General features: G+C 71.8%; 15 protein-coding genes and 1 riboswitch. Of the genes, 6 read left to right on the top strand and 9 right to left on the bottom strand.

Annotation, left to right across the window (positions count from 1 at the left end; genetic code table 11):
• Positions 1–173 precede the first annotated feature (173 nt).
• The 4 genes from rlmN (at position 174) to ACFWWU_RS05670 (ending at position 5,315) form a co-directional block, all read left to right on the top strand.
• Positions 174–1,286, top strand: coding sequence for a 23S rRNA (adenine(2503)-C(2))-methyltransferase RlmN (gene rlmN / locus ACFWWU_RS05655; RefSeq protein ID WP_384139345.1), 1,113 nt, complete (start codon positions 174–176; stop codon positions 1,284–1,286).
• 29 nt (positions 1,287–1,315) lie between these two features.
• Positions 1,316–1,426, top strand: a riboswitch (TPP riboswitch).
• 99 nt (positions 1,427–1,525) lie between these two features.
• The gene (locus ACFWWU_RS05660; protein ID WP_384139591.1) at positions 1,526–2,608 is read left to right on the top strand and encodes a thiamine ABC transporter substrate binding subunit; all 1,083 of its coding nucleotides are present in this window, start codon (positions 1,526–1,528) and stop codon (positions 2,606–2,608) included.
• 38 nt (positions 2,609–2,646) lie between these two features.
• Positions 2,647–4,296 (top strand): ABC transporter permease, encoded by a 1,650-nt coding sequence (locus ACFWWU_RS05665; RefSeq protein ID WP_384139347.1) that lies wholly within the window; start codon positions 2,647–2,649, stop codon positions 4,294–4,296.
• Positions 4,296–5,315 carry an ABC transporter ATP-binding protein gene (locus tag ACFWWU_RS05670; protein ID WP_384139349.1) on the top strand — a complete coding sequence of 340 codons (1,020 nt, stop codon included), beginning with the start codon at positions 4,296–4,298 and terminating at the stop codon, positions 5,313–5,315. Before ACFWWU_RS05665 ends, ACFWWU_RS05670 begins: the two co-directional genes overlap by 1 nt.
• Positions 5,316–5,640: 325 nt before the next feature.
• Here ACFWWU_RS05670 and ACFWWU_RS05675 read toward each other — a convergent pair whose 3' ends face one another.
• From ACFWWU_RS05675 to ACFWWU_RS05690, 4 genes are all read right to left on the bottom strand, one after another.
• Positions 5,641–6,792: a hypothetical protein gene (locus tag ACFWWU_RS05675; protein ID WP_384139352.1), complete on the bottom strand. Its 1,152-nt coding sequence runs from the start codon at positions 6,790–6,792 to the stop codon at positions 5,641–5,643.
• Entirely contained in the window at positions 6,774–7,502 is a 729-nt protein-coding gene (locus ACFWWU_RS05680) for an ABC transporter ATP-binding protein (protein WP_384139355.1), read from the bottom strand. Before ACFWWU_RS05680 ends, ACFWWU_RS05675 begins: the two co-directional genes overlap by 19 nt.
• A gap of 246 nt (positions 7,503–7,748) precedes the next feature.
• On the bottom strand, positions 7,749–9,128 hold the full coding sequence (locus ACFWWU_RS05685) for an aspartate aminotransferase family protein (protein ID WP_317599592.1): 1,380 nt from the start codon (positions 9,126–9,128) through the stop codon (positions 7,749–7,751).
• A complete protein-coding gene (locus tag ACFWWU_RS05690) occupies positions 9,113–9,619 on the bottom strand; it encodes an Lrp/AsnC family transcriptional regulator (protein ID WP_055641097.1) in 507 nt (168 codons plus the stop codon). The genes ACFWWU_RS05685 and ACFWWU_RS05690 overlap by 16 nt, the downstream gene beginning before the upstream one ends.
• Before the next feature lie 190 nt (positions 9,620–9,809).
• On the opposite strand from ACFWWU_RS05690, the gene ACFWWU_RS05695 reads away from it, so the two are divergent.
• Together ACFWWU_RS05695 and ACFWWU_RS05700 are read left to right on the top strand one after the other, a co-directional pair.
• A complete protein-coding gene (locus ACFWWU_RS05695; RefSeq protein WP_384139358.1) occupies positions 9,810–11,246 on the top strand; it encodes a gamma-aminobutyraldehyde dehydrogenase in 1,437 nt (478 codons plus the stop codon).
• A 145-nt stretch (positions 11,247–11,391) separates the two neighbouring features.
• The gene (locus ACFWWU_RS05700; protein ID WP_384139361.1) at positions 11,392–12,555 is read left to right on the top strand and encodes a spermidine/putrescine ABC transporter substrate-binding protein; all 1,164 of its coding nucleotides are present in this window, start codon (positions 11,392–11,394) and stop codon (positions 12,553–12,555) included.
• A 162-nt stretch (positions 12,556–12,717) separates the two neighbouring features.
• Here the strand turns inward: ACFWWU_RS05700 and ACFWWU_RS05705 are convergent, their stop codons facing one another.
• The 5 genes from ACFWWU_RS05705 to ACFWWU_RS05725 all read right to left on the bottom strand — a co-directional run bounded on the left by ACFWWU_RS05705 (position 12,718) and on the right by ACFWWU_RS05725 (position 17,373).
• The gene (locus ACFWWU_RS05705; RefSeq protein ID WP_384139364.1) at positions 12,718–13,923 is read right to left on the bottom strand and encodes a serine hydrolase domain-containing protein; all 1,206 of its coding nucleotides are present in this window, start codon (positions 13,921–13,923) and stop codon (positions 12,718–12,720) included.
• 87 nt (positions 13,924–14,010) lie between these two features.
• Positions 14,011–14,736 carry a response regulator gene (locus ACFWWU_RS05710; RefSeq protein WP_384139367.1) on the bottom strand — a complete coding sequence of 242 codons (726 nt, stop codon included), beginning with the start codon at positions 14,734–14,736 and terminating at the stop codon, positions 14,011–14,013.
• Positions 14,733–15,908: a sensor histidine kinase gene (locus ACFWWU_RS05715; RefSeq protein ID WP_384139371.1), complete on the bottom strand. Its 1,176-nt coding sequence runs from the start codon at positions 15,906–15,908 to the stop codon at positions 14,733–14,735. The genes ACFWWU_RS05710 and ACFWWU_RS05715 overlap by 4 nt, the downstream gene beginning before the upstream one ends.
• Positions 15,908–16,687 carry an SAM-dependent methyltransferase gene (locus ACFWWU_RS05720; protein ID WP_384139374.1) on the bottom strand — a complete coding sequence of 260 codons (780 nt, stop codon included), beginning with the start codon at positions 16,685–16,687 and terminating at the stop codon, positions 15,908–15,910. Before ACFWWU_RS05720 ends, ACFWWU_RS05715 begins: the two co-directional genes overlap by 1 nt.
• On the bottom strand, positions 16,684–17,373 hold the full coding sequence (locus ACFWWU_RS05725; RefSeq protein ID WP_384139377.1) for a glycerophosphodiester phosphodiesterase: 690 nt from the start codon (positions 17,371–17,373) through the stop codon (positions 16,684–16,686). Before ACFWWU_RS05725 ends, ACFWWU_RS05720 begins: the two co-directional genes overlap by 4 nt.
• Between the last annotated feature and the right edge of the window lie 19 nt (positions 17,374–17,392).

A 17,392-nucleotide genomic window follows, 5' to 3' on the forward strand; every position in this document is an offset into this window, starting at 1 on the left:
CGGACAGCGGGTACTCTGGAAGGGCTCGTGGCGCGTGCGCCGCGGGCCCTTCCGCCGTCCTCGCCACCGCGAGGGCGCTCCAGTGAGGTTTCCTGGCTTCGGCATCGTCATGCCGCGCTTCCCGCCGACGCGGGGCTGTCCGGACCTCGTGCCGTCTGAGGAGACACCCGATCGTGGCCCGTCCAGTGCCCGGAGAACTCACTTTCATCGCCCCCAAGGGAGCCAAGAAGCCGCCGCGGCACCTGGCCGACCTCACGCCCGCCGAGCGGAAGGAAGCCGTCGCCGCGATCGGCGAGAAGCCGTTCCGAGCCAAGCAGCTGTCGCAGCACTACTTCGCTCGGTACGCGCACGACCCCGCGCAGTGGACCGACATCCCGGCGGCCTCGCGGGAGAAGCTGGCCGGGGAGCTGCTGCCCGACCTGATGTCCGTCGTGCGGCACATCTCGTGCGACGACGACACCACCCGTAAGACCCTGTGGCGGCTGCACGACGGCACGCTCGTGGAGTCGGTGCTCATGCGCTACCCGGAGCGGGTGACCATGTGCATCTCCTCGCAGGCGGGCTGCGGCATGAACTGCCCGTTCTGCGCGACCGGGCAGGCGGGGCTCGACCGGAACCTGTCGACCGCCGAGATCGTGCACCAGATCGTGGACGGCATGCGGTCCCTGCGGGACGGCGAGGTGCCCGGCGGCCCGGCGCGCCTCTCGAACATCGTGTTCATGGGCATGGGCGAGCCCCTAGCCAACTACAACCGGGTCGTCGGCGCGATCCGGCGGCTCACCGACCCCGAGCCGGACGGTCTGGGGCTCTCGCAGCGCGGGATCACCGTGTCCACGGTCGGTCTCGTGCCGGCGATGCAGCGCTTCGCCGACGAGGGCTTCAAGTGCCGCCTCGCGGTCTCGCTGCACGCCCCCGACGACGAGCTGCGCGACACCCTGGTGCCGGTGAACACCCGCTGGAAGGTCCGCGAGGTCCTAGACGCCGCCTGGGAGTACGCGGAGAAGTCGGGACGCCGGGTCTCCATCGAGTACGCGCTCATCCGCGACATCAACGACCAGGCGTGGCGCGGTGACCTCCTCGGCAAGCTGCTCAAGAACAAGCGGGTGCACGTCAACCTGATCCCGCTGAACCCGACGCCCGGTTCGAAGTGGACGGCGTCCCGTCCGGAGGACGAGCGGGCCTTCGTCGACGCCATCGCCCGCCACGGCGTTCCGGTGACCGTCCGGGACACCCGGGGCCAGGAGATCGACGGTGCCTGTGGACAGCTGGCGGCCTCCGAGCGCTGACCTTGTACTCTGAGCTCGAACACATCTCCATATTCCGACAGGGGAGCGCCACAGCGCTGAGAGTGCGGTCACCGTAGGACCGCAGACCCTCTGAACCTTGCCCAGGTCATTCTGGGTAGGAAGTTCGGTCGTTAACTCAAGCTGTTGCGCCCTGCCCGCGTCCGGTTTCCGCCGGACGTGGGCAGGGCCGCGTCTCTTCCTGGTCATACCCAGGAGGAATCTCAGTGAGCACCAAGAAGATGGCTGCCGTCGCGCTTGTCGCGGCGCTGGGCGTCACCACCCTCGCCGCCTGCGGCACCGAGTCCGGCGCCAAGGATGAGGCGGGCACGTCCGGCAAGCCCGCGCCGAAGACCGTGACCCTCGTGAGCCACGACTCCTTCAACGCCTCCAAGGAGGCGCTGGCGGCGTTCACGAAGGAGACCGGATACACGGCCAAGGTCCTCAAGGCCGGCGACGCGGGCGAGGCCGTCAACAAGGAGATCCTGACCAAGGGCTCCCCGCAGGGCGACGTCTTCTTCGGCGTCGACAACACCTTGCTCTCCCGCGCCCTCGACAACGGGATCTTCGTCCCGTACGAGGCGAAGGGCGTGGACCGGATCCCGGCCGCGTACCGCCTCGACAAGGAGCAGCGGGTCACCCCGGTCGACTCCGGCGACATCTGCGTCAACTACGACAAGAAGTACTTCGCCGACAAGAAGCTGGCGCCGCCGCAGACCTTCGACGACCTGGCGAAGCCGGCGTACAAGGACCTGCTCGTCGTCGAGAACCCCGAGCGGTCCTCCCCGGGCCTCGGCTTCCTCCTCGGTACGGCCGCGAAGTACGGCGACGAGGGCTGGCAGGACTACTGGAAGAAGCTGAAGGACAACGGTGTGAAGACCGTCGACAGCTGGGAGCTCGCCTACAACCAGGAGTTCTCCGGTTCGGCCGGCGGCAAGCAGGCCAAGGGCGACCGGCCGCTCGTCGTGTCGTACGCCTCCAGCCCGCCGGTCGAGGTGCTGTACGGCGAGCCGCAGCCGAAGGTGGCTCCGACCGGGGTCTCCACCGGCACCTGCTTCCGGCAGATCGAGTTCGTGGGCCTGCTGAACGGCGCGAAGAACCCCGAGGGCGGCAAGGCGCTGATCGACTTCCTGATCTCGAAGACGTTCCAGGACGACATGCCGCTCCAGATGTTCGTCAACCCGGTCGCGAAGGACGCGACGCTGCCGGAGCTGTTCACGAAGCACGGTGTGGTCGTCGACGAGCCGGAGACCATGGCGCCCGAGAAGATCGCCGAGAAGCGTGACCCGTGGATCCAGCAGTGGTCGTCGCTCGTACTGAAGTAAGGCGCGACCTCCGGGGGAGCGCGACGAGGCTGGGGCTGATGGCCCTGCCCGTCGCGTTCTTCGGGGTCTTCTTCGCCTGGCCCGTCCTGTCGATCGTCGACCGGGGGCTGCGGCCCGACGGCGTCTGGCGGTTCGGCCGGATCGGCGAGACGCTGAGCCGGCCGGACATCCTCGACGTGCTCGGCTTCACCGTGTGGCAGGCGGCCGCCTCCACCGGTCTGACGCTGCTCGTGGCGCTGCCCGGCGCGTACGTCTTCGCACGCTTCGACTTCCCCGGGAAGAGCCTGCTGCGGGCCGTGGTCACGGTCCCGTTCGTGCTGCCGACCGTCCTCGTCGGCACGGCCTTCCTGGCGCTCGTCGGCCGGGGCGGGCTGACGGACGAGCTGTGGGGGCTGCGGCTCGACACCAGCGTCTGGGCGATCCTCCTCGCGCACGTCTTCTTCAACTACGCGGTGGTCGTACGGACCGTCGGCGGCCTCTGGTCCCAGCTCGACCCGCGCCAGGAGGAGGCCGCCCGGGTCCTCGGCGCCTCGCGCTGGACGGCCTGGCGGACGGTGACCCTGCCCGCGCTCGTGCCCGCGGTGTCGGCGGCCGCCCTGATGGTCTTTCTCTTCACGTTCACCTCCTTCGGTGTCGTACAGATCCTCGGCGGGGACGGGTACTCCACCCTGGAGGCCGAGATTTACCGGCAGACCGCCCGGCTGCTCGACCTGCCGACGGCCGCCGTCCTCACCCTCGTCCAGTTCGCCGCGGTCGGGGCGATCCTGGCCGTGCACGCCCGGACGGTACGGCGGCGGGAGACCGCCCTACGGCTCGTCCCGCCGGAGCGGACCGCGCGCCGGCCGCGCGGATGCGGACAGTGGGCGCTGCTCGCGGGCGTCCTCGTCTCGGTGGCGCTGCTGATCCTGCTGCCGCTGGGCGTGCTCGTGGAGCGCTCCTTCGCCGGGCCGCAGGGGTACGGGCTCGGCTACTACCGGGCGCTGGGATCGCTCGACGACGGCGGTACCTTCCTGGTGCCGCCGCTGGAGGCGATCGGGAACTCGCTGCGGTACGCGGTGGCCGCCACGGGCATCGCGGTGCTGATCGGGGGTCTCGCGGCGGCGGCGCTCACGATCCCCCACTCTCGGCTTCGCTCGCGCGGGGGGACCCCCATGGCCGGGCGGTTCGTGCGGGGCTTCGACGCGCTGCTCATGCTGCCGCTCGGGGTCTCGGCGGTCACCGTCGGCTTCGGGTTCCTCATCACGCTCGACGAGCCGCCGTTCGACCTGCGGGCCAGCTGGATCCTCGTACCGCTCGCGCAGGCCCTGGTCGGCGTCCCCTTCGTCGTACGGACGATGCTGCCGGTGCTGCGGGCGGTGGACGAGCGGCTGCGGGAGGCGGCGGCCGTGCTCGGCGCGTCACCGTGGCGGGCCTGGCGGGAGGTGGACCTGCCGCTCGTGCGGCGGGCGCTCCTCATCGCCGCCGGGTTCGCCTTCGCCGTCTCGCTCGGGGAGTTCGGCGCGACCGTCTTCATCGCCCGGCCGGACAGCCCGACGCTGCCGGTGGCGGTGGCCCGGCTGCTCGGGCGGCCCGGCGAGCTCAACTACGGCCAGGCGATGGCCCTCTCGACGATTCTGATGGTGGTGTGCGCGGTGTCCCTGCTCCTGCTCGAACGGCTGCGCACCGAGCGGACCTCCGGGGAGTTCTGATGCTTTCGATCCTGGACGCGACCGTACGGTTCGGGGAGCGGGCCGCGCTCGACGCCGTGGACCTGGAGGTCGCCGAGCACGAGATCGTGTGCGTGCTCGGTCCCAGCGGCAGCGGCAAGTCCACGCTGCTCCGGGTCGTCGCCGGACTCCAGGCGCTCGACGGCGGCCGGGTGCTGCTGGCGGGCGCCGACCAGGCGGGCGTGCCGGTGCACCGGCGGGGCGTCGGGCTGATGTTCCAGGACCACCAGCTGTTCCCGCAGCGGGACGTCGGCGGCAACATCGCCTTCGGGCCGCGGATGCGGGGGGCCGCGAAGGCCGAGCAGGCGGAGCGCGTACGGGAGCTGCTGGAACTCGTCGGGCTGCCGGGGGCCGAGCGGCGTTCCGTCGACGCGCTCTCCGGCGGCGAGCAGCAGCGGGTGGCGCTGGCGCGGGCGCTGGCGCCGCGGCCCCGGCTGCTCATGCTGGACGAGCCCCTGGGACAGCTCGACCGGGGGCTGCGGGAGCGGCTCGTCGTCGAGCTGCGGCAGCTCTTCGGGCGGCTCGGGACGACGGTCCTCGCCGTCACCCACGACCAGGGCGAGGCCTTCGCGCTCGCCGACCGGGTCGTGGTGATGCGGGACGGGCGGATCGCGCAGTCGGGTGCCCCCGTCGAGGTGTGGTCGCGGCCGGCCTCGGAGTTCGTGGCCCGCTTCCTCGGCTTCGACAACGTGGTGGCGGCGCTGGTCGCCGGGACGGTCGCGGAGACGGTGTGGGGGAGGATCCCGGTACCGGAGGGTTCGCCGCAGGGGGAGCGGCGGCTCCTCGTCCGGCCGGGCGGGGTGCGCCTCGCCCCGACGGAGTCGTCGGAGTGGACCGTCGAGTCGCGGACCTTCCGCGGCGACCGTGTCGTCGTACGGCTCCGGCCGGCGGACGGGCCGTCGCTGGAGGCGGAGTTCCCCCTGAGCGAGGCGCCGGCGGAGGGGGCCGGGGTGGACGTGCGGTTCGCGGTGGAGGACGTCGTGGTGCTCGGCGACTCCTGAAGGGCGCGCCCAGGTCGGGGACGGGCGGGAAGACGAGCGCTCCGTCGGCACGCAGCTTGGCGGCGGCCTCGGGCTCCACGGGGCGGCCGAGGAAGACGGCGGCCGCCGTGGATGCGGGGAGCAGGGCGAACGTCCGGTCGGTCGGGTCGACGGACCGCACGCGGAGCCCGGCCGGCGCGCCGGGCCGGGCGAGCGCCGCGTCGAACCCGTCGAGCGTGTGGATCTCGCGCGCGGACCGGGCGGCCGGTGTGCAGGAGGAGGCGTCGCCGTGGGCCCACGCCAGGGGCGCCTGCCGATCGGGCCCGACGGGCCGCCCGGCGGACCGTCAGACCGTCAGGGGGAGGGCCGCCAGCTCCGCCACGATCCAGGTGAGCGGCAGGAAGACGGCGACGAGGGCGCCCGCCCGCATGAGGGCCGCCGTGCGCAGGACCGTGGGCGGGGCGCCGAGGCGGAGGAGCGCCTCGGTGGTGTGGGCGCGGCACTGCTTGGACTCAAGCGCCGCCGTGAGGAGCGTGGCCGTGGTGCAGGCCATGACCAGCGCCGCGCCGAGCCCGGTGAGCGGTCCGAAGGCGGTGGGGCCCGTGCCCGACGCGTACAGCGCGGCCGCCGCGAGCGTCCCGGACAGCACCGCGGAGACCACCCCGAGCGGGCGGCCGATACGGCGGGACTCGTCCATGAGGACACGGCCGGCGAGCAGCCGGGTGGCGCCCGGCCGGACGGCCTGGAGGAGCCGGCCGCAGCCGTACGTGAGCCCCGGGCCCGCGAGCGCGAGCCCGCACGCGGTGAGCACCCACCCGGCGAGGACGCCCGCCGGGCTGCCGTCGAACCGGCCGGGCAGGGGGAGGTCGTCGCCGGCGCCGCTGCGGCCCGCGTACGTCTCGATGGCGAGGCCGACCGCGACCAGGGCGACGCCCCACGGCAGGCCGGACGGCAGCTGCTTCTCGACGCCCTCCGGCTCGGCGGGTTCGGAGCGCGGGCGCAGCGCGAGGCCCGCCGCCGTGGCGGCGACGACCGGCAGGATCGCGAGCAGGGTGAGGGCGGCGGCGAGCGGCATCGGCTGGTCGGCGGCGAGTAGCTCGGCCGCCGCCCCGTCGAAGGGCAGGCCCGTGATGTCGCCGCGCAGGTGCAGGTAGAACAGGAGCGCGACCATCGAGCCGAGCGCGCAGGCGACGGCCGTCGACGCGGCCGCGACGGCGGTGAGCCGGACGGGGCCGAGCCCGACCGCCGAGAGTCCGGGGCGCGGCCGGGTGCTGGGGTCGGTGCGGGCCACGGCCACGGCGAACTGGACCGTGGCGGCGAGCGGCAGGGCGCACCACAGCAGGCGCAGCACGGAGACCGACGACTGGGCCGGGTGCCCGACGGCGTATCCGAGGGTGCAGAGCAGCAGGAAGCCCACCCCCGCGGACGCGGCGGCGACGAGGAGCCGCCGCGTCAGGACGAGGGGGTGGGTCCCGCGGGCTAGACGGAGAGCGAGCACGCGGTGACGCCCTCCGCCCCTGACGCCGGGGGGACGGTGCCGACCCGGCGTCCGTCGAGGAGGGCGACCGTACGGTCGGCGAGCGCCGCCACCTCGCTGTCGTGGGTGGCGAGGAGCACCGTGATGTCGTGCGAGCGGGCCGCGGCGGTCAGCGTGCGCAGGACCTGCGCCCCGTCGGCCCGGTGCAGCGCGGCGGTGGGTTCGTCGGCGAAGAGCACCGACGGGGTGGTGACGAGGGCACGGGCGATCGCGATCCGCTGGCGCTGGGAGTGGGTGAGCGCGTGCGGGCGCTTGCGGGCGCAGACGCCGATGTCGAGGCGCTCCAGCCATTCGACGGCGGCGGTCTTCGCGGCCCGGTGGGAGGCGCCGCGGAGCAGCAGGGGGAGGGCGACGTTCTCCCAGCCGGTGAGTTCGGGGACGAGGCCCGGCTCGGGGTCGATCCAGCCGAAGCGGTCGCGGCGGAGCCGTTCGCGCTGGGCCTGGCCGAGGGTGTGCACGGGGCTGCTGTTGAACCAGACCTCGCCCTGCTGGGCGACGAGCTGCCCGGACAGGCAGCGCATGAGGGTGGTCTTGCCGCTGCCGCGCGGGCCGACGAGGGCGAGGATCTCGCCTTCGCGGACGCCGAGGGAGACGCCGCTGAGGGCGTCCGAACCGCCCAGGGCGCAGTGCAGGGAACGCGCCCAGAGCACGTCGTTGTCCGGTGGGGCCATCGCGTACACCTCGATGTCGTCCGATCTGTGTTCCCCCGTCCGGGGGAACGAAGAGACGGGCCTTTCGGTCACTGGCGCCGTACGGAATCAGGGAGCGGCCAGGGATGCACCGTAAGGATTCAGATCGGTTTGTACGGACAGCACGCGGCCCGGGCATGCCACCATCCACTCGGATGGCGGCATGCCCGGGCCGTTGTCACGCCGTGAGGGCGGCGTGAGGTCCTGTGCCTCGCGGGGAGGGGAGGATCAGAGCTTGGTCCACGCCTCCGTCAGCACCGAGCGCAGGATGCCTTCGATCTCGTCGAAGGTGCCCTGGTCGGCGATGAGCGGCGGGGCCAGCTGGATGACCGGGTCGCCACGGTCGTCGGCCCGGCAGTACAGGCCGTTCTCGAAGAGCGCCTTGGAGAGGAAGCCGTAGAGCACGCGCTCCGTCTCCTCGTCCGTGAAGGACTCCTTGGTGGCCTTGTCCTTGACGAGCTCGATGCCGTAGAAGAAGCCGTTGCCGCGGACGTCGCCGACGATCGGGAGGTCGTGCAGCTTCTTCAGGGTGTTGAAGAAGTTGCCCTCCTGGTCGAGGACGTGCTGGTTCAGGCCTTCCTTGTCGAAGATGTCGAGGTTGGCGATCGCGACCGCCGACGACACCGGGTGGCCACCGAAGGTGTAGCCGTGGAGGAAGGTGTTGTCGCCCTTGTAGAACGGCTCCGCGATGCGGTCCGAGACGATGCAGGCGCCGATCGGGGAGTAGCCCGAGGTCATGCCCTTGGCGCAGGTGATCATGTCCGGCACGTAGCCGAACTTGTCACAGGCGAACATCGTGCCGAGGCGGCCGAAGGCGCAGATCGTCTCGTCGGAGACGAGGAGCACGTCGTACTGGTCGCAGATCTCGCGGACGCGCTGGAAGTAGCCGGGCGGCGGCGGGAAGCAGCCGCCGGCGTTCTGCACGGGCTCCAGGAAGACGGCCGCGACGGTGTCGGCGCCCTCGAAGAGGATCTCCTGCTCGATCTGGTCGGCGGCCCAGCGGCCGAAGGCCTCCGGGTCGTCGCCGTGGATCGGGGCGCGGTAGATGTTGGTGTTCGGCACCTTGTGCGCGCCGGGGACCAGCGGCTCGAAGGGGGCCTTCAGGGCCGGCAGACCCGTGATGGACAGGGCGCCCTGCGGGGTGCCGTGGTAGGCGACCGCACGCGAGATGACCTTGTACTTGGTGTGCTTGCCCTGCAGCTTGAAGTACTGCTTGGCGAGCTTCCACGCGGTCTCGACGGCCTCGCCGCCACCGGTGGTGAAGAACACCTTGTTCAGGTCGCCCGGGGCGTAGTCCGCGAGACGCTCGGCGAGCTCGACGGCCTTGGGGTGCGCGTACGACCACACGGGGAAGAACGCGAGTTCCTTGGCCTGCTTGTACGCGACCTCGGCCAGTTCCTCGCGGCCGTGTCCGGCGTTGACGACGAACAGACCCGCGAGACCGTCGAGGTAGCGCTTGCCCTTGTCGTCGAAGATGTAGGTGCCCTCACCACGCACGATGGTGGGAACGGGCGAGTTCTCGTACGACGACATGCGGGTGAAGTGCATCCACAGGTGGTCGTACGCGGTCTTGGACAGGTCCTGGGTCACGATTATCGAGTTCCCCACATATAGGTCTGCTTCTTGAGCTTGAGGTAGACGAAGCTCTCGGTGGAGCGCACGCCGGGGAGGGTGCGGATGCGCTTGTTGATCACATCCAGCAGGTGGTCGTCGTCCTCGCAGACGACTTCCACCATCAGGTCGAACGAGCCCGCGGTCATCACCACGTACTCGCATTCGGCCATGGCCGTCAGCGCCTCCGCAACCGGATCGAGGTCACCCTCGACGTTGATGCCGACCATCGCCTGGCGCCGGAATCCCACGGTGAGCGGGTCGGTGACGGCGACGATCTGCATGACGCCCTGGTCGAGCAGCTTCTGCACGCGTTGGCGCACCGCGGCTTCGGAGAGGCCGACGGCCTTGCCTATCGCCGCGTAGGGACGGCGACCGTCCTGCTGGAGCTGTTCGATGATTGCCAGGGAGACGGCATCGATCGTCGGGGACGAACCGGTTCCGGTTCTGGAGTCTGTGCTTCGACTGGCCACGACTTCACTGTGCACCGAGATGGGCAGTCGTGCAAGCCCGGAGTGATGAAATTCGTTGTGAGAGGCTCTGGATCTCACTGAATCCGAAGTTGCGGGGGGTCGGGGCTGTTGAAAGCGTCAGTCGAGCGACTAGGCTGGGGTGTCTCGCCCATCGGGACGCCGCACAAGGACGTGCGATGTCAGAACGTGACAGGAGGGGTGGCAAGTGACCACCGAGCTGCGCCGGCTGCGTAACTACATCAACGGGGAGTTCCGGGATGCGGCCGACGGCCGCACCATCGAGGTGGTCAACCCGGCCACCGGCGAGGTGTACGCCACCTCCCCGCTCTCCGGCCAGGCCGACGTCGACGCCGCCATGGAGGCCGCCGCGGCCGCCTTCCCCGCGTGGCGCGACAGCACCCCGGCCGAGCGCCAGAAGGTGCTCCTCAAGATCGCCGACGCCTTCGAGGAGCGCGCCGAGGACCTCATCGCCGCCGAGGTGCTGAACACCGGCAAGCCGACCGCCCTCGTCGGGAGCGAGGAGGTACCGCCGATGGTGGACCAGATCCGCTTCTTCGCCGGTGCCGCCCGCATGCTCGAGGGCCGTTCGGCCGGCGAGTACATGGAGGGCATGACCTCCATCATCCGCCGCGAGCCCGTGGGCGTCTGCGCGCAGGTCGCGCCGTGGAACTACCCGATGATGATGGCCGTGTGGAAGTTCGCCCCGGCCCTCGCCGCGGGCAACACCGTCGTCCTCAAGCCCTCGGACACGACCCCCGCGTCTACCGTCCTGATGGCCGAGATCATCGGGCAGATCGTCCCCAAGGGCGTCTTCAACGTCATCTGCGGTGACCGCGAGACGGGCAAGGCCATGGTCGAGCACCCGACCCCGGCGATGGCCTCCATCACCGGCTCGGTCCGCGCCGGCATGCAGGTCGCCGAGTCGGCGGCCAAGGACGTCAAGCGCGTCCACCTGGAGCTGGGCGGCAAGGCCCCGGTCGTCGTCTTCGAGGACACCGACATCGACGCGGCCGTCGGCGACATCTCGGTCGCGGGCTTCTTCAACGCCGGCCAGGACTGTACGGCCGCCACCCGCGTGCTCGTCCACGAGTCCATCCACGACGAGTTCGTCGCCGCCCTCGCCAAGGCCGCCGCCGAGACGAAGACCGGCCAGCCGGACGACGAGGACGTGCTCTACGGCCCGCTCAACAACGCCAACCAGCTGAAGCAGGTCTCCGGCTTCATCGAGCGCCTCCCGGCCCACGCCAAGGTCCAGGCCGGCGGTCACCGCGTCGGCGACAAGGGGTACTTCTACGCCCCGACCGTCGTCTCCGGCCTCAAGCAGGACGACGAGATCGTCCAGAACGAGGTCTTCGGCCCGGTCATCACCGTCCAGTCGTTCACGGACGAGGCCCAGGCGCTGGAGTTCGCCAACGACGTCGAGTACGCCCTCGCCTCCTCCGTCTGGACCAAGGACCACGCGCGCGCGATGCGCATGTCCAAGGCCCTCGACTTCGGCTGCGTGTGGATCAACACCCACATCCCGCTGGTCGCCGAGATGCCCCACGGCGGCTACAAGAAGTCCGGCTACGGCAAGGACCTCTCCGCGTACGGCTTCGAGGACTACACGCGCATCAAGCACGTGATGACCTCCCTGAGCTGATCGCACCCCGGCGCGTGACACGCGGCCCCGGCACCCTGGTCGACAGGGTGTCGGGGCCGCGCTCCGTCGCTCGACGGAGCGTCCATTGCCGCAGGTGGCCGCCGGTGGGGATGCTGGGGCGGTGAGAGCGATAGCCAGGAACACGATGTCCCGCCGGTCCCTGCTGCGCGGGATCGGCGGTGTCGGGGCGGCCGCGGCGCTCGCCGGGTGCGGGGTGCCCGCCGCCTACGTCGACGAGCGCGACCGGGCCGGCCGCGACCTGTCCGCGCGCGACCGGACGCTCGACTTCGCCAACTGGCCGCTCTACATCGACACCGATGACGACGACACGTCGAAGCGACCGACCCTGGACGCCTTCCGCGAGCGCACCGGGATCTCCGTCCGCTACACGGAGGAGATCAACGACAACGACGAGTTCTTCGGCAAGATCGGCCCGTCCCTGATGAACCACCAGGAGACCGGCCGCGACCTGATCGTCGTCAGCGACTGGATGGCCGCCCGCTTCGTCCGCCTCGGCTGGGTCCAGGAGATGGACCGCGCCGCCCAGCCCCACGTCGCGAAGCACCTCAACCCGCAGCTGCGCTCGCCCGCCTTCGACGCGGGCCGGCTCCACAGCGTGCCCTGGCAGTCCGGGATCACCGGCATCGCGTACAACCGGAAGAAGCTCGGCCGGGAACTCCGCTCCACGAAGGAGCTGTGGGCCGACGACCTGCGCGGCAAGGTCACCCTGCTCTCCGGGCTCGACGAGTCCATGTCCCTGCTCCTCCAGGGCAACGGCGTCGACGTGACCCGGTGGACGCGCGACGACTTCCTCGCCCTGTGCGAGCAGATCGAGGGGCTCGTCCGGAAGAAGCACATCCGCCGCTTCACCGGCAACGACTACATCAAGGACCTGTCCACCGGCGACGTGCTCGCCTGTCAGGCGTACTCCGGCGACGTCATCCAGCTCCAGGCGGACAATCCCGACATCGAGTTCGTCGTCCCCGAGGAGGGCGGCGAACTGTGGGCCGAGTCCCTGCTGATCCCCAACCGGGCCCAGCACAAGACCAACGCCGAGAAGCTGATCGACTACTACTACGAGCCCGAGGTCGCCGCCGAACTGGCCGCCTGGGTCAACTACGTCTGCCCCGTGCCGGCCGCGCAGGGCGTCCTCGCGGACTCCGGCGACGAGGAACTGGTCGCCCTCGCCGAGGACCCGCTGATCTTCCCGGACGCCGACATGCGGAGCCGGCTCGCCATCGCCCGCGACATCCGCGCCGACGAGCGGCAGGAGTTCGCGAAGAGGTGGAACGCGATCGTGGGGCTGTGAGGAGGGGCGACCTCCTTTTCCTCCCCCCGTCGCCGGAGCCGGACAGGGCCGCCACGTCCGCGTGACCGCCCGTCCTGGCACCCGCCGGCCGCAACCGGCGGCGCCGGCACGTCGTGATCGTCACCGATCCGGGGGACGCGTGGTGAGCCGTGCGCCGGGCGGTCAGTCGGGGAGGCCGTACGCCGTCACCATGACGGTCAGCGCCGTCCGGTTCATGTCCTGACCCTTGGCGTCCGTGGAGTTGACGCAGTAGACGAGCGTGCGGGCGCCGTCGCGGGTCGACGCGATGGCCGCGTTGTAGCCCCAGCGGCCGCCCGTCTTGCCCCACACCTCGCGCCCGCCGAGCCGCTTCATCGCCAGGCCGGCGGCGTACGCGGCAGGGTCGCCCGACCGCAGGTCGGGGACCTTCGGCAGGGTGAACATCTCCTCCAGGAGCGGCCCGCGCACCACCCGGCCCGCGAACAGCTCCCGGGTGAACCGCTCCAGGTCGGCGGTGGTCGAGACGAGGTCGCCGGCCGCCCAGCCGTCCGTCGTCCCCCACACGGAGACGTCCCGCAGCCCGGTCGTCCCGTCGTCGAGCCGCATCGTCTGGTAGCCGTGGTTGTGCGGACCGGCGATCCTGGGGTCCTTGCCGGGGAAGTACGTGTCACGGAGGCCGAGCGGGCGCAGGATCCGGCGCTCCACCTGCCGCTCGTACGTGTCGCCCGTGACCCGCTCCACGATCAGACCGGCGATCGTGTAGCCGATGTTGAGGTAGTGCTGCTTCGTGCCGGGCCGGAACTCGCGCGGCTTCGCCGTCGCCGAACGGACCATCGCCTCGGGGGTGTGGACCTGGAAGCGGTTCGCGTACCACTCCTCCACGGTCGTGCCCGCGAAGTCCGGGGCCGGAATGCCGTGCGTGTGGTTCAGGAGCTGACGGACGGTCACCCTGGCGTACCGGCCGGGGATCAGCTCGGGCAGGTACGAGCGGGCCGACCGGTCCAGGTCGATCCGGCCCTCGGCGGCGAGCTGGAGGACGGTCGCCGCCGTGAAGACCTTCGTCACCGACCCGGCGCGGAAGCGGGCGGCCGGGTCGGCCGGGGCGCCGCTCTCCAGGTCGTGGACGCCCGAACCGCCCTGCCAGGAACCCTCCGTGCCACCCACCCTGACCAGCGCGGCCGTCGCGTCGGCGCGGGGAAGACCGGCGATCGCGGCCGACATCGCCGCCTCCAGGGAGGCAGCCGAAGCCTCCTGTGCCGGAACTCCCTGTGTCGAAGCCTCCTGCGCGGCGGCCGACGGGGCCGCGGCCGTGGCCGGGACGATCGCCGGTCCCGCGGCCACCCCCAGGACCAGGGCGGCGGCGAGCAGGGTGCGGGTGGACTTCTTCATGGTCAACTCCCGTGGTGTGAGCCGCTGTTCTCGATGGCTCCATCCTGCTGACCAGGGGAGATGAGCGGATCGCCCGCACCGGCGGTCTTACGGGGGGCAGTTCCTCGCCGACGCGGGGGAGGGGCCGGGTCCCGCGCCTCCCCCGGGCGGGGGAGACCCCGCCGCGACCAGGCCCGTCTCGTACGCGCAGATCACCGCCTGGATCCGGTCCCGCAGACCCAGCTTGGCCAGCACGTTCCCCACATGGGTCTTCACCGTGTGGTCGCTCACCACCAGCTCCGCCGCGATCTCCGCGTTCGACAGACCGCGCGCGAGCAGCAGCAGCGTCTCCCGCTCGCGGCCCGTCAGCACGTCGAGCCGGGGGTCCGGGCCGGCGGCGGTCCGGCGCGGACCGCCCGCGGTGTACTGCTCCACGAGGCGTCGCGCCACCGACGGGGCCAGCAGCGAGTCGCCCGCCGCCACCACCCGGACCGCGTGCACCAGGTCGTCCCTGCGCACGTCCTTGAGGAGGAATCCGCTCGCCCCCGCGTGCAGCGCCTCGTACACGTACGCGTCGGTGTCGAAGGTCGTCAGGATCACCGTCCGGCAGTCCGACTCCGCGCTGATCGTCCGGCAGGCCTCGATGCCGTCCGTCCGGGGCATCCGGATGTCGAGCAGTGCCACGTCGGGGCGGTGGCGGCGCACCGCGTCCACGGCCTCCGCGCCGTCGCCGGCCTCCGCCACCACCTCGATGTCCGGCTGCGCGTCCAGGATCATCGCGAAGCCGCTGCGGACCAGCTCCTGGTCGTCGGCGACCACCACGCGGATCGTCATGTCCTCACCTCCGTACCGGAAGGTACGGGGAGCAGCACCCGCACCTCGAAGCCCCGGCCACCGGGGCCCGGGCCCATCGCCGCCGTGCCGCCGTGCGCGGCCGCCCGCTCCCGGATGCCGACGAGGCCGTGGCCGCCGGATCCCGCCTGCGGGCCGCGCCCGTCGTCCGTCACCGTCACGCGCAACACCCCCTCCTCATGCGTCAGCCGGACCTCGGCCGTCCGGGCGCGCGCGTGCTTGACCACGTTCGTCAGGGCCTCCTGGACGATCCGGTAGGCGCTCGCGCCGGTCGCCGGGGGGAGGGACCGCACCCCGCCCTCGGTGGTGTACGTGACGGCCACGCCGCCGCCGGCCCGGACCCGCTCGACCAGCTCGGGGATGCCTCCGAGGTCGGGCTGCGGCTCCCGCGGGGCGGCCCCGCTCTCGGAGCCCTCGCGCAACACCCCCAGCATCTGCCGCAGCTGGGCCATCGCGTCGCGGCCCGTCGCCGAGATCGCCTCGAAGGCGGCCTCGGCCCGCTCCGGGGCCGCCCGTACCGCCACCGGTCCCGCCTCCGCCTGCACGACCATCAGGCTCACCGCGTGCGACAGGATGTCGTGCATCTCCCGTGCGATCCGGGCCCGTTCACGGGCGGCGGCCCGCTCGGCCTCGATCCGGTGCTCCCGCTGCCGCGCGTCCTGGAGCCGGCCGAAGACGTACGCGGCGCCGAACACGAAGAGGGAGAAGGTCAGTTCCCGCGCCGACCGGGTGTTGAGCCAGACCGAGACCGGCACCGCGACCACCAGCAGCGCCGCCGTCGCCAGCCGCTTCCACGGCGGCGAGAGCGCGGCGATCGTGTAGACGACGACGAGCCCGGTGTACGGCAGCGGCTGCCCCGGCCCCTCCACGGCCAGCCTGTACAGCGCGCTCGCCGCCAGGACCGCGAGCAGGACGGCGAGCGGCGCGCGCCGCCGCCAGACCAGCGGCAGCACCATGAGGGTCGTCAGGCCGTACGCGGGCCAGCTCGCCGGCTCCAGCTCGGGCGGGCGCGGCACCACGAACGGCATCGTCATCGCCGCCTGCACGAGGAGCGCGATCCCGATGTCCACGCCCCACGGGTTCGCCGCGCCCCAGCTCCGCGCCCGCTGCCACCCGCCGCGTACGGCCCCCGGTATGTCCCCCCGTGCGGTCATTACGGCTTGCGGCCCACCGCGCCGAACTGCGCGACCTCGGACGCCCCTTCGGAGCGCCAGCGCGCGCAGGACACGATGCCCGGCTCCAGCAGGTCGAGACCGTCGAGGAAGGAGGCGAACTCGGCCCGGCTGCGGGCGGTGATCGGCGGGGTCGCGTTCTCGTTCCAGAACGCCATGGCGGCCTTGTTGCCCTCGCCGCCGAGCTCCGGCTCCAGGGTCGGGTGGGTCAGGACCAGATAGCTGCCGGAGAGGACGGCGTCCATCAGGGTCTTCACGATCGACCGGGCCTCGCCGGTGTCCAGGACGAAGTTGAGGATGCCGAGCATCAGCACCGCGACCGGACGGGACAGATCGAGCGTCGTGCCGGCGGCCGCCAGGATCTTCTCCGGGTCCTGCGCGTCCGCGTCCACGTACTCGGTGACCCCCTCCGGCGCGCTCGTCAGGAGCGCGCGGGCGTGGGTGAGGACGATCGGGTCGTTGTCGACGTAGACGATCCGCGCGTCGGCGGCGACCCGCTGCGCCACCTCGTGGGTGTTGTCGGCGGTCGGCAGGCCCGTACCGATGTCCAGGAACTGGCGCACGCCCGCGTCGGCGGCCAGATGGGTCACCGCCCGGCCGAGGAACGCCCGGTCCGCGCGGGCGACTTCGCCGATGCTCGGGTAGAAGGCGGTCACCTGGTCGCCGACCGCGCGGTCCACCGGGTAGTTGTCCTTGCCGCCCAGCCAGTAGTTCCACACCCGGGCGTTGTGGGCGATGTCGGTGCGGATCCGGTCGTTCATGCGCGAGCCTTTCGCAGAGCGGCGGCGAATGCGTCGACCCGGTTCGTGGTGATCGAGTCGACCCCGTCGAAGATCAGCTTACGCATGGTGCGGGTGGTGTCCGCCGTCCAGGCCGAGACGAGCAGGCCGTCCCGGTGCACCCGCTCGGTCAGCTGCCGACTCACCAGCCCGAAGCGGTAGTTGAGCCACTTCGGCCGCACCGCGTCGAGCAGCACCCGCCGGGGCGGGGCGAGCGAGGTCCAGGTCAGGGCGATCTCGGCGGCCGGGTCGGCGGCCCGCACCTGGAGCATGGCCACGGCCCCCGCGCAGTAGTAGACGCGCTCCCCGGCGCCGCACTCCCGCACCGTACCGACGATCGTGCGGACCGAGTCCTCGTTCCCGCCGGGCAGGTCCAGCATCAGCCGGTGCGCCCCCACGGTGATCAGCGCCTCGCGCAGGGTCGGCACGTCGCCGTACGTCAGCTCGCGCAGTTGCTCGTATGAGAGCCGGGACAGCGGCCGGTCGTGGCCCCACAGCCGCTTCAGGGTGTCGTCGTGGAGGAGGACGGGCACGCCGTCCCTCGTGAGCCGGACGTCGACCTCGACCGCGTCCGCCCCCCGCTCGATCGCCGAGGTGATCGAGGGGAGCGTGTTCTCACGGACGCGGTACGGGTCGCCGCGATGACCTACGACAGTGACAGGGCGCATGGCCCCATTCTCACCGGCG

The organism is Streptomyces sp. NPDC058650 (assembly GCF_042717315.1).
Taxonomy (GTDB): Bacteria; Actinomycetota; Actinomycetes; order Streptomycetales; family Streptomycetaceae; genus Streptomyces.